Below are 12,173 nucleotides of genomic sequence, written 5' to 3'. Positions count from 1 at the left end.
ATGACGTGCCATCTAAGTATTGCCTAGCAATGATACATTTTAGCTCTCGGCTATATTTGGACATAAAAAGACCCCCAATAATTGGTGTCCAACTATTGGGGGTCAGTTCAAAATGCGGGGCTTTTTTATTTATAATTAATATACTTAGTCTTTTAAGTTATAACCTGAACAATATATAAAATTCGGCATATCATTTAATTTCATATTCATTATTGCCCTCCTCTCATTTGAATAGAAAACCATATTCATAAACGCCTCATTAATAAATTATTAATTCCCAAAGACTCAAGCTTGCTTAAGTTTTCAACTCATTGAACAAAATACTAAAACTCGTAATTTTGCAATAGAGTGAATTTTACATCGTATGAGTTGTTGTATTTTGTGGTCTGATTTGTGAAATTACATTCAAGTAAATCCAAGTCTCGTCGATATATATAATCACAGAAACAATATTTACTTTAATCTTCGCAAAGACAGTGAGAAGGGGAAAATTCAATGAAATTTAGCCATAAGGTGGTTGCTGCATCATCAGCCTTGCTGCTAGTGACAGTATCATTGCTTTCAATACAACAACTTTACACCGTGAGAAGTGCGGTAGAAAACCACGTCAGTGCGAGCGTTAATGAGATGGTCTCAGGTGTTAAGAACACCGTAGTATCTGAAATGAACGCCAAGAAAGCATTGGCTCAATCAACAACTGAAGTCATCGAGATCGCTCCTCAAGATCATGCTTATGTAAAAACTATCCTAGAAAAGCCTAAGCTTAAAAATAGCTTTCTCGCAGTTGGTTTTGGCTATGAGGCAAACGGTTTCGTCATTGAAAATGATGACGGATGGGAAGCCGGCCCAGATTACGACCCACGAATTCGCCCTTGGTATATTGATGCTAAATCCAAAAACAGTTTAGTAGTTACCGCTCCTTATGTGGATGCATCAAGCAAAAAGGTCATCATCTCAGTAGGTACACCCGTAAAAGACAACGGCCGCTTCACTGCTGGCATGTTCTACGACTTAGAGCTGACTAACCTAGCGACCCTAGTAAATCAAGTAAACTTGTTTGATGCAGGTTACCTATTCCTAGTAACAGCCGACGGTACGACCATCGCCCACCCAAATGCAAAGAACAATGGTGAAATGCTCTCAAGCTACATGCCACAAGCTACGATTCGTGAAGGCTCTCAAGAAATTGAAGTCGATGACAAAACGTTCCTAGTAAACTTCACTCACATTCCAAGTGAAGATTGGTATATTGGGGCAATCGTTGATGAAGCAATAGCTTTCCAAACCGTTGAAGACCTGAAAAACAGCTCGATGATTTACTCGTTGATTGCCGTAATTCTCAGCATCATTGCACTAACGGTTCTGATTCGTGTATTAATGCGCCCACTTGATGCACTTAACGAAGCAATTCAGGACGTAGCAAGCGGACAAGGTGACTTAACTAAGCGCCTAGATACCAACACAGACAAAGAGTTCTCTGACCTAGCGAAAGGCTTCAACACCTTTACCGAAAACCTACAAAGCCAAATCATTCAATCTAAAGCAATTGGCGTTGAGATTAAGCGTGGTACTGAAATCACAGTTAGAGGTGCAGGTGAATCAGCAAACGCAATGAATACGCAATTGCAAGAACTTGAACAGCTAGCAACCGCAATGAACGAAATGGCAGTGACTGCAACAGAAGTAGCAAACAACGCTCAAGGGGCGGCTGCAGCAGCTCGTGAAGCTGACGAAGCAACACTAGACGGTACTTCAGTAGTAAGTGACACCACGCAAGCCATTGATAACCTCTCAGCTCGTATCGACCAAGCCGTTGCAGAAGTACAAGTACTTGAATCAGCAACAGCAAACATTGAAACGATTCTTAAAGTAATCAACGACATTGCTGACCAAACTAACCTACTGGCATTGAACGCTGCGATTGAAGCCGCGCGTGCGGGTGAATCAGGTCGTGGTTTCGCAGTTGTAGCCGACGAAGTTCGTACTCTGGCGCAACGTACTCAAGAGTCGACAACTGAAATCCGCAACATGATCGAGCAGCTCCAAGCTGGCGCAAGCTCAGTATCTAACGCGATGAACCAAAGTAAAGACACTGCGACTGACGCCGTTGAACGCGCGCAGCAAGCGAACTCTTCACTTGACCGCATCCGTGACGCGATTCAGCGTATCTCTGATATGAATATTCAGATTGCTTCAGCAGCAGAAGAACAGAGCTTGGTAGCGGAAGAGATCAATAACAACACGGTTAAGATCAAAGACCTTTCAACACAAGTATCAAACTCAGCTCAAGAAGCGAATACGGCAATGCAAGTGCAAACTGATAATGTTCGTGCGCAGGATGAACTGTTGAATAAGTTTACCGTGTAAGATTGCATCTAAGATGAAACCAACAAAAAAGGCATGCTTAATCATTATTTGAGCATGCCTTTTCTTTTGCGAATCAGTAATTACAAACCTCTGATTTCCTAACTATTTTAGCCTAAATGCATCCATCAGCTATTAGTAATCAACATCATACATTGGTTAGGTTCAACCTTAATGGTTAAAGCCTTGTCTGCACATTCAAACACGTTACCGGACAATAAATCCGTCACATCACCCGTCCAAGTTAGTGATGCCGTTTTACATCGCTTAGATTTATTAATCACCACAATGCCTTTGTCTCCACGAACAAACACCAACAAATCATCATTCGCTTCAACCACACGCATTGCTTCGCCATGAACATGATTATGAAATTGAATCATATTTTTCATGTAAGGCGCTTGCCAGTCGTTAAGCCATCGAGGCTGGCCGTTCTGATCCAGAATACCGCTTGTGCTCAACTCACTGTAAACAAGCGGTACACCGCCATCTCGACCCAGAATGAAAGCATGTGCCAATCGTTCGTCCACTTCATCCATCACATGTTCCAAAAACACCTCGTTGTTTGGAATATCATGAGTCACAGCAAACGTAATGGCTCGCATGTTCGATAGCGCCTGACCAAAACAGTACGGATTGATAAGAGACTTAAAGCTGCCCTGCTCTTCAAAGGCTTTGAAAATGGTATTGAACAGCGGGAAATCATAAGCGCCTAAGCGAGTGTGTTTGAGGTATGGCTCAAGGAACAACTCATACTCTTCTTCCGTCGCACCACCATCAGTAATGATCTCGCCAAAGATGTGCATTTCTTCGCAGATGTCATCAGTCCACACCTTACGCAGATGTGACAGTGTCATGTGCTTTGCGGCATCAATACGGAAACCTTTCACGCCAATAGCTTTCAAGGCTTTGAGATAAGCTCTTTGCTGCGCGACCACATTGTCATTATCTAATAGCGTTGGTAAGCCGGGATCGCTCGCTCCACCGGTAATACGTCCATTTTGTACTTCCCAAGTATCTTTCCAATTCTTAATACCAAACGCTTCTACAAAGTCGTTTTCATCAAACAGAGTTTCAGAAAGATCACCAAACAAACGTATGGATTCGTAATACTCAGAATCTTGCTGGTAGGATGCCATATCTTGTTGATTGGGATACGTTAAATCACCTCGGATGCCAGATTCGTTGGCCATGTGATTGAACACGACGTCCACATAGGTACGAAGCCCATATTGTTTTAACGTGTTCACCATCGCGATGAAATCTTGCGTGTCGCCAAGTTGATTATCAATCACACGATAGTCTTGTGGCTGATAACGTTGCCACCATTCGGTACCAGACTCTCGGTCACAACCTTTGGGGCCGCGTAACGACTTCATTGCTGGTGAAACTAAAACCGATTTATAACCCAACTCTTGAATCAGTGGGGCGTTCTTCATTACGTCAGCGTAACACCAGTCAAAGGCATGCAATATGACATCTGTCGCTGGGTTGCTTAACATAGCTGAACTCTCCATGTTGTTCTCCTACCAAACTTGTTTACAGCTTTCTAGATAAAGACAAGGCTAAAAGGCAAAGCTGCATAAATTTCCTTAAGAATGGCATTTATTATATGACTTACTCATTAAAACCCCTCCTCCTCCTATCAATTAGTCACGGCGGATAGTTGAGGGCGTAGCACCAATTATCGCATAACGTCTGGGATGAACACTCAGCCATCATGCTTTTAAATACGCCAAAAAGTGACAAAAAAGGAGCGTACATACGCTCCTTTTATTCTATTGCACACATATCTTACACTAGGTTCTGTAAAGAACCTTAACCACGTGCCAACCAAATTTTGTTTTTACCAGATGTGGTACCAACGTCTCGCCAGAGAAACAAACCTTATCGAACTGAGGCACCATTTGACCTTTTTGGAACTCGCCTAAGTCACCTCCCTTTTTACCCGATGGGCAAGTAGAGTGCTTCTTCGCTAGTGTTTGAAACTTAGCGCCTTTCTTAAGCTGTTTAATGATGTCTTCTGCTTGTTCTTTATGCTTCACTAAAATGTGAAGCGCTGCTGCTTTTCTTGCCATGATAATTCTCAGTTTGTTTCTGTCAGTTCGTTACTGCTAGTTCTAACGATCAGTTTATCGCGATTTGCCCGTCGACTAGCTTCATCGACAGAAATTGTTCAGCAACTCGCATTTAGCGTGATTTTAACCCAAGAACCACTATTCTTCACTCTATAACCGAAAACAACCCTCTTAAAGGCCCTTAAAAACGGGTTAGTCACTTGCCCCTGCTTCCATTTCCCTTTAAATTAATCCTTATAAGTTAAGCGCGTATTAAGTAGGAGCCACATATGGCTAAAACAATCAGTAAAGCGAGTCAGTCACAGGGAATGTTGATGTTCAAGTTATCCCTCACTCAAAGTTTTGCGATTGGCACGCTTAAAGTTAGAGAAATCGTTCCTTTCCAACCAATGACCCAAATCCCCTACTCTCATCACCACGTCATTGGCACCGTCACTATCCGTGATCTTACGGTTCCTGTCATTGATATGTCTGCGGCGATTGGCTTTCGTCCTATCACCCCTGCTGAATACCAAAGCTGTGTACTCATCGTCACCGATTGTTTAAGAACCGTTGTTGCATTCTTGGTTCGTTCGATTGATAAGATCATTGAGTGTGACTGGAAGAGCATTGAATCGCCGCCCACCAGCGTTGGTCGCAATGTATTTGTTACGGGTATTACACGTTTTGAAGATCGTATCGTGCAGATGCTCGATGTGGAGTTATTGCTTTCTAAAATCTACCCACATTACGAAAATGCGCATATTCCGATGCTTACCGATGTCGAGAGAGAGCGCCTCAAAGCGCTGAATATCTTGTTGGTTGATGATTCTTTGATCGCGCGAAAGCAGCTGTCTGATGCCTTAGACAGTATCAACATCCCATATAGCATTTGTAACAACGGGTTAGACGCAATCGATCTGATGCGACGAGAGGCTAGCAAAGGTAATGCGATTGATCTTCTTGTAAGCGATATCGAAATGCCGGGGCTCGATGGTTATGAGCTTGCGTTTGAAGTACAAAACGACAACGCACTGAGGCATGCTTACTGTATTTTGCATACTTCACTATCGAGTGAGATCTGTGTCGACCGTGCCAATCAGGTAGGGGCTCATGAAGCACTTGAGAAGTTCAATGCAGGTGAATTAATCGAAGCCATGCTACGCGGTGCAAAAGTTTTAAACGAAGCATCTTCGGCTGCTTAGACGCTATTTTGGAAGCTAAACCTAGCATCATGCTTAATGGTTTAGCTTCTTAAGCATCAGAGATAAATCAGTGTAGAACTCTTCCTTAAGATTTCTTTGGCATAGAATAGCTCTTACTCACAAATTCCACTTCTTCAACTTCATTGACATGATTGGTAAAAGACGCCAATGCATAGAGTGTGTTCGCGACTAAGTTAGCGTATTTAAAAAGAATCGGATCTGGCGATTTTTTACTTTCATGATGCTCAATACTCACCAAGGCTCGCACGACTTTTTTAGCCTGACAACGACATAAGTGAAGCTCGCTGGACACTCGGTGCCCGCCCGGTAAGACAAACCCTTTGAAACCACCTTCTAGCTGATCGCGAATGTGATGATAATCTTGCTTGAGATCGACCAATTCAGATTCGGTGATGGCGAGCTTACCGCGCACAGAACCATTCAAGTGATAAATGTTCGGCTGCAAGCGTTGCAAGATCTCACGAACCTGAGGCTCTAGGTCTAAAGACAGTACTAATCCAATACGACAACAAAGTTCATCCGACAAAATTTCAAAATCACAGATAGGACTGTCTTCATAAATAAATGGGTAACAGAACTCATCCCAATCTCGACTTACTGGTTTCACGTATCGATCCTTACACACAAAATATTAATCAGATGCCAATATAGCAAACTCTTTGATTTAGACATAAAAAAGCCCTCACATTAGAGGGCTCTTAAAACAATAGCTTAAGCTAAGTTACTCGTTAGACACTTTTTTGTGGCCTTCTTGTAGGTGAACGAAATCCACCAGATCGTCACCTGACACTTGGTATGCCTGACCAAAGCCTTTAACGAACAGACCGTTCTCTGCTTTAAGGTTGAACAGAGAGAAATCTTGAAGCTGGCTCAGACCATCGATGATCTCGCCGAAACGCTCTTGCATCTGGCAGATCACTTGAGTCCAAAGCTCCGTTTCACGCTCTACAACACTTGCCTGAGCATCAAACGTTAAACGCTTACGTGCGTAAAGCTGCTTCGAGCTCTCTTCGTCTTCAATCATCATCAAAGAGACTTGAGGGTTTGCTTTCAAGTTACGAGCATGACGAGCAATATCAGAAATTAGAATAAAGTAACCTTCTTGGTTCTGAACGAAAGGCGCGTAACTTACGTTCGGGCGACCTTCTTCATCAACCGTTGCAAGTTGAAGGGTACGGCGCTCTTGGCGAAATTCTTTAATTTCTGGACCTAGGCGACCTTGTAGACGTTCTTGTTTTACTTGCTGTTCCATGGGTAATTCCTTTATTCACTTTCTCTGATTTATTATTTTTGCTCGAGGTTGAGCGATCATTAGCGAACTAAACGATCCTCGAGCATTGATGTCTTATTAATTATTACTGCTGATTCTGTTTAAGCTTGTGCTTTTAGCGCTTTGAAGCGTTCTACTTGATCGGCAATAAGCTCACGCTTTTCATTGCGGCCTAGGTAGATCTTAAAAATGTTCTCGCCCGTTTCACTGAAGAAACCGAAGTAATGACTTTCACGACCCATGAACGCTTTGCTCACCAAACCGATCTGTTTCACGTTGTCGAGTTTCAGGTGGCCATGAAGCTCGCCTTCTTTGCCCATAAGGTTGTAGTAACCACGCGCTACTTTGCCTTTAGGGAACGGCGCTTTTACTTCGAAGATTGATCCGAATGAATGCACGATTGTGGTCACAGGGCCCCAACCCACTAAACCTTCTAGAATTTCTTGAGCACGGCTACCATCTAGCATCACCGCCATGTCGTTTGGAAAAGCAGCAACCACTTCAACCTCTGAAACACCTAGCTTCTCAGCAATCGCAGTAGGAAGCAGTTTTGGTTCTTCTTCTAGAATGCGAGCGACACGTTGTTCTAGAGTTTCAGTCATTTCTAATGTTGTATCTGTCATTGAATATGTTTCCGTATAAACGAGTAATTTACGTAAGTTCTAAATTTAAAATTCGATATTAAGCGTGCTTCAAGCTTGCATGCGGGTGAACGCCCGAAGCTGACACTTTCGGTGTAGGGTGCATCGCTTGATATTCAGCGTTAAGCACTTGAATCACACTCTGAGCGAGGCTTACCGCCCAGAAGCTACCAGCAATAGTCAGGCTCAGGTAATTCTCTGAAAGCTCAACTAAACCATTCTGCTCCCAACGTGAGAACAAAGGCTTCAAGTAGTCGAACGTGTCTTGTCCCAAAAAGGTCGGTAACGTACTTCTTCTAACAACACCAGAGTCAAAGCCTGCCTTTAATGTCGAGAAGGTTGGCTCTAGTGAGCTTTGCTTCGTCATCATCGCAATCGGCAGCTGACCTTGTTTTATAGACTCCATGTAGCTGTCTAAAGTTCGATGTTGCATCACTCCATGACCACCGATGTTGCCACCAGCACCACAACCAATCGGCAGAACTTCGGCATAAGTTTTCGCTAAGCTGTTGTAAATACTGCGTTCTCGGTTATCACGAGTCCAGTGATTCACGCTCAGTTGCTTGACCTTATTTTTTGCCATGAACTCGACGCCCGCCAAGTACATACTCGCCTTATCTGGCGTATTGGCAGGCGGTGGGATTTTTCCTTTCTCAACGAGATTAAGCATAGGTGCATTACCCCCAACAATCAGTTGATAGAGGTCAATACCGTGTGCACCAGTAGACATGTAGTCTTCTAAATCTTGTTGGAACACTTCCATTGACTGGTATGGCAATCCGTATAACAGATCAAGAACGATTGGCGCTTGCTCGGTACGACTCAAAGCACTGACCCGTTCTAGCACAATCTCTCGGTCATCTAGGCGCTTAGCACTGCGTCGAACTTGAGTATTAAAACTTTGAATACCGAATGAGAAACGATTGAAACCACCTTCAAGCGCACGATCAAACATCTCGTCGCCAAAGCGATTGATGCGCCCTTCCAATGTCATCTCAACATCGTTTGCTAGTGAGAAATATTGGCGAATAGCCTTACCTAATTGCTCTACTTGTTGAGGTGATAAATCGGTAGGTGTTCCGCCACCAATGTAGACAGCGTGAAATAATCCAGACTGAGCCCAAGGCGTTTTGGCTTTTTGCTTCAACTCAACCATCAGAGCATCGAAGTAATCATCCACTAATTTGCGGCTTGCGGCATTTTGGAAGAAGTTACAGAACGTACAGCGCACACGGCAGAAAGGAATATGGATATACAAGCAACGCTTATCCTGTTTTTTCCCTTCGCTTAGCATCAGTTCATCAAAAAGCTCCAACTTCTTACTCGGGTCGACCGGAATTGTACTTCCTCCGGCGTGTGCAGAATGCTTTTTAGCAAACGCAAAACGAAGCGGATCTGGGGTAGAAACCCCCACAATTGATTCGTCAAATTTATAAATATCAAGACTCATATAATCTCTCTAAACACTTACATAGCAAAGTCTGAAAGACTATTCGCTAAAACTGAAAGAATCATAAATAGACGTAAATGATAATGCAATTGATAATTGATCTTATTTAGATTCTAAGCAATAATCCGATACAGAATTTTGATTTGGTAAAGGATTGAGTGTGAACGTTCCTAGATATGTTATTGCAGGCGGTGCATCGTTGGTGATTCATGCAGCGCTGTTGTTTGTCGCTCAAGAATCCAAAGTATTCGCGATGCCTGCAGGTAGCCAATCGAACACGGTATCGATCAACTTCACGCCTAAGAGCACGCCTTCTCAAGCTCAACAAAAAACCATCACAGAGCCGGTTGAACCAGAACCAATCAAAGAAACAGTCTCACAAGCTGAACCTAAACCTGTCGAACCCAAGGCCGTTGAGCCAAAACAAGCCAAACCGACGCCAAAGAAAAAAGCGATCACCAATAAGCCTCAACCCAAGAAAGTAGAGAGAAAGGTTGTTGAAAAGAGAGTCGAAAAGAAGCCGATTCAAAAGAAACCAGTGACTCAGAAAAAGGTCGTTAAGAAAGAACGCCCAGAACCAAAGTCCAAACCAACGCCTCAACCAGAAAAACTGGCCGACAAGAAAATCGATAGAAATCTGGCCGAGTCTGCCAACCAACCTCAGGAAGTAAACCAAGGCGTATCAAACCAAGAGCCCGTATTAGTGACTAAGCCCTCTTTTTCTTCACGCCCGACACCACCGAATTACCCACGCCAAGCGAGACGTCGTGGGGTTGAAGGTGTCGCAACTTATGAGGTCTGGTTAGACGCTGAAGGCAAACAGATTAAACAAGCATTAGTAAATTCATCAGGCGCACTAATGCTCGACAACGCCGCTTTAGACGCCATTAAACAATGGAAATTCTCACCTCACACTGTCAATGGTCGAGCGATTGCTCACCGTGTACAAATACCTGTTCGTTTTAGGTTGGATTAATCATGCAACAAATCAGTTACTTACAAGATCAACTTGGCTTAATGACTTGGCCTCTTCTTATATGTTCAGCATTAACCGCAATGATCATCGCTGAACGAGTCTTCCAAGTGATGTTAAGCATTGGTGTTGGCAAGCGCGCCATTCGTCGCGAGCTCAATCAAATATCACCAACCAACAACAAAGAGATTGAAGCGCTTGCTCAGTCTATTTCAGGGAAAAGACCGCTGCTGTACAAGGGCGTCTCGATGTTGCTTGCTCACCACTCTTTTTCGAAAGGACTACGTGAAGATGCAGCAGGCATCTGGCTACAAGAAAAACGCCACCAGCTTCATGCAGGTTTAAGGTTGCTTGGTTTAATCGGCGTGATCAGTCCACTAATTGGCTTGCTTGGTACGGTGCTTGGTCTTATTGAGATGTTCAAAGGTGTAGCTGCTACCACCGGAAGTATTACACCAAATGATCTAGCTGACGGCCTTGGCTTAGCAATGAGAACCACAGCTGCAGGTTTGATGATTGCACTGCCTGCAATTTCAGGCGCACAGCTATTAGGCCTTTGGGCTGACCGAGTACTCGCTCAGCTAGAACATACCCTGAACTATGTGAATGTGTGGCTAGAAGGTATGTCGATTCAAACCAATCAATCTGATGATAATCAAGGTAAGCCAGTCAACAAAGCCTCTATCGGTGATGTGAGCCAAGCATGATTAAGACGCCCCACTCATCTCACACACAGAGCCTAGCGCCGGACTTAACACCGCTGCTCGACATCATTTTTATCGTGATGGTTTTTCTATTGCTTACGGCATCAGTAAAGCTGGAGTCACTGGAAGTTGAACTGCCTAGTTCTGACGTTAAAAACGTTTCTGAAGTCCACAAAGACTCGATTAGCGTCAACATTCTAGACCATGAACCCTACTGGGCGATTAACGGCCAAGAGTACATCGACTGGGAAAACTTCAAGATTGCCTTGTTAGAAGAGACAGGTTCAACAGATAAAAAGCCGATCATCATTGGCGCGGATAAAGCCGCCAACGTTGAAAACTTAGTGAAGCTGCTTTCATTTCTTCAAGAAAACGGAATACCAGCGACTCAATTGCTCACTGACGATGGCTAAAACAAGACTCAATTTTCACGAGGTTTGGCTTCTGACCGATAAGACTAAACAATCAGAGCTAAGCCTCTCTATCGACTCGAACTCACAATGCGAACGGACTGCTCACTGAGTATCTTCGCGATACAAAAAGAAAATATAAAGAACTTATTATGAACAACTTAAACGTGCTCAATAAATTAAAGACCAACAAGCATTTACTATCAATCGCTGCGATGAGCTTGGCTCTGACCGCGCCAGCAGCAATGGCCAACGATACAGAACAACCTCGAATCATCAGCGCGGGCAGTGCTGTTACCGAATTAGTTTTAGCGCTGGGTGCTCAAGATCAGTTAGTGGCGATTGATGTAACAAGCCATTTCCCTCAAGCAGAGAACCTGCCGAAAATTGGTTATCACCGAAACCTGTCAGCAGAAGGCTTGATAGCATTACAGCCAACAACACTGGTTGGCTCAGATGAAATGGGGCCAGATAACGCAATATCTCAATTGAAATCTGCGGGCGTCGATGTAGAGATCGTCAATACCGAAGCGAATGTTGAAGGGCTATTACAGCGAATAGACCAAATCGCCAAGATTACCCATACCGAAGCACACTCACAGAAAGTTAAAGCCGAAGTCAATCAGAAGGTTGCAGCACTGAAAGCAAACCAAGTACCAAGCAACGAAGCGAAGAAGGTGCTTTTCCTGTTGTTGCATGAAGGTCGCCCTGCGAACGTTGCCGGTGGTGAGACTTCACCAAACGCGATCATTGAATTGGCTGGCGGTGTTAACCCTGCAGCTCAAAGCCTAACGTCTTACAAGCCATTGTCGATGGAATCTCTGATAGAAATGCAGCCAGATGTCATCTTAGTGAGCGGACGTAGCTACCAGAAAATTGGCGGCGCTGATGCCATTCTTAAATCGTTACCTATGCTAGCGGCGACGCCAGCAGGCATGAACAAGCAAATTATTACTGTGAAGGGCAGCGCTTTAGTTGGAGGGCTTGGCCTTGAAAGCCTTTCTGAAGCGAAGCGATTAAACGCACTTATCTATCCGTTATAACTTATCTACCCGCTATAACTAGACTACCCTATTTC

At 43.8% G+C, this 12,173-nt stretch carries 12 protein-coding genes; 6 read left to right on the top strand and 6 right to left on the bottom strand.

The features are described 5' to 3' along the window. The first annotated feature begins 495 nt into the window (after nt 1-495). Nucleotides 496-2,367, top strand: a complete 1,872-nt coding sequence (locus L8S15_RS04025) for a methyl-accepting chemotaxis protein (RefSeq protein ID WP_010431204.1) — start codon at nt 496-498, stop codon at nt 2,365-2,367. Between the two features lie 125 nt (nt 2,368-2,492). On the opposite strand, the gene L8S15_RS04020 is transcribed toward L8S15_RS04025, so the two are convergent. Both L8S15_RS04020 and ppiC read right to left on the bottom strand, forming a co-directional pair. After that, nucleotides 2,493-3,881, bottom strand: coding sequence for an alpha-amylase family glycosyl hydrolase (locus L8S15_RS04020; RefSeq protein ID WP_016788093.1), 1,389 nt, complete (start codon nt 3,879-3,881; stop codon nt 2,493-2,495). Nucleotides 3,882-4,163: 282 nt separating this feature from the next. Further along, complete coding sequence (gene ppiC / locus L8S15_RS04015) at nt 4,164-4,442, bottom strand: peptidylprolyl isomerase PpiC (protein ID WP_010431207.1); 279 nt, start codon at nt 4,440-4,442, stop codon at nt 4,164-4,166. A 269-nt stretch (nt 4,443-4,711) separates the two neighbouring features. On the opposite strand from ppiC, the gene L8S15_RS04010 reads away from it, so the two are divergent. Then, nucleotides 4,712-5,626 (top strand): chemotaxis protein, encoded by a 915-nt coding sequence (locus L8S15_RS04010; protein WP_016788094.1) that lies wholly within the window; start codon nt 4,712-4,714, stop codon nt 5,624-5,626. Nucleotides 5,627-5,711: 85 nt separating this feature from the next. On the opposite strand, the gene L8S15_RS04005 is transcribed toward L8S15_RS04010, so the two are convergent. The 4 genes from L8S15_RS04005 to hutW form a co-directional block, all read right to left on the bottom strand. Beyond that, nucleotides 5,712-6,254 (bottom strand): ATP:cob(I)alamin adenosyltransferase, encoded by a 543-nt coding sequence (locus L8S15_RS04005; RefSeq protein WP_016788095.1) that lies wholly within the window; start codon nt 6,252-6,254, stop codon nt 5,712-5,714. A 114-nt stretch (nt 6,255-6,368) separates the two neighbouring features. After that, the gene (gene hutZ / locus L8S15_RS04000; RefSeq protein ID WP_010431215.1) at nt 6,369-6,899 is read right to left on the bottom strand and encodes a heme utilization protein HutZ; all 531 of its coding nucleotides are present in this window, start codon (nt 6,897-6,899) and stop codon (nt 6,369-6,371) included. A gap of 119 nt (nt 6,900-7,018) precedes the next feature. After that, a complete protein-coding gene (hutX, locus tag L8S15_RS03995) occupies nt 7,019-7,540 on the bottom strand; it encodes a heme utilization cystosolic carrier protein HutX (protein WP_008215687.1) in 522 nt (173 codons plus the stop codon). 58 nt (nt 7,541-7,598) lie between these two features. Next, on the bottom strand, nt 7,599-9,008 hold the full coding sequence (gene hutW / locus L8S15_RS03990; protein ID WP_016788096.1) for a heme anaerobic degradation radical SAM methyltransferase ChuW/HutW: 1,410 nt from the start codon (nt 9,006-9,008) through the stop codon (nt 7,599-7,601). A 160-nt stretch (nt 9,009-9,168) separates the two neighbouring features. Between hutW and L8S15_RS03985 the strand changes: the two genes are divergently transcribed. The 4 genes from L8S15_RS03985 to L8S15_RS03970 all read left to right on the top strand — a co-directional run bounded on the left by L8S15_RS03985 (nt 9,169) and on the right by L8S15_RS03970 (nt 12,138). Beyond that, nucleotides 9,169-9,984, top strand: a complete 816-nt coding sequence (locus tag L8S15_RS03985; protein ID WP_280572028.1) for an energy transducer TonB — start codon at nt 9,169-9,171, stop codon at nt 9,982-9,984. Between the two features lie 2 nt (nt 9,985-9,986). Then, nucleotides 9,987-10,688, top strand: coding sequence for a MotA/TolQ/ExbB proton channel family protein (locus L8S15_RS03980; protein WP_016768803.1), 702 nt, complete (start codon nt 9,987-9,989; stop codon nt 10,686-10,688). Beyond that, on the top strand, nt 10,685-11,098 hold the full coding sequence (locus tag L8S15_RS03975; RefSeq protein ID WP_016768804.1) for a biopolymer transporter ExbD: 414 nt from the start codon (nt 10,685-10,687) through the stop codon (nt 11,096-11,098). The genes L8S15_RS03980 and L8S15_RS03975 overlap by 4 nt, the downstream gene beginning before the upstream one ends. Nucleotides 11,099-11,247: 149 nt before the next feature. Continuing rightward, on the top strand, nt 11,248-12,138 hold the full coding sequence (locus L8S15_RS03970) for an ABC transporter substrate-binding protein (protein ID WP_016768805.1): 891 nt from the start codon (nt 11,248-11,250) through the stop codon (nt 12,136-12,138). Nucleotides 12,139-12,173 lie beyond the last annotated feature (35 nt).

It is taken from the genome of Vibrio sp. S/42/10 (assembly GCF_029890535.1).
Classification (GTDB): Bacteria; Pseudomonadota; Gammaproteobacteria; order Enterobacterales; family Vibrionaceae; genus Vibrio; species Vibrio cyclitrophicus.
Note: the sequence above shows the minus strand (reverse complement) of the source record. Positions and strands in the feature narration are given on the sequence as shown.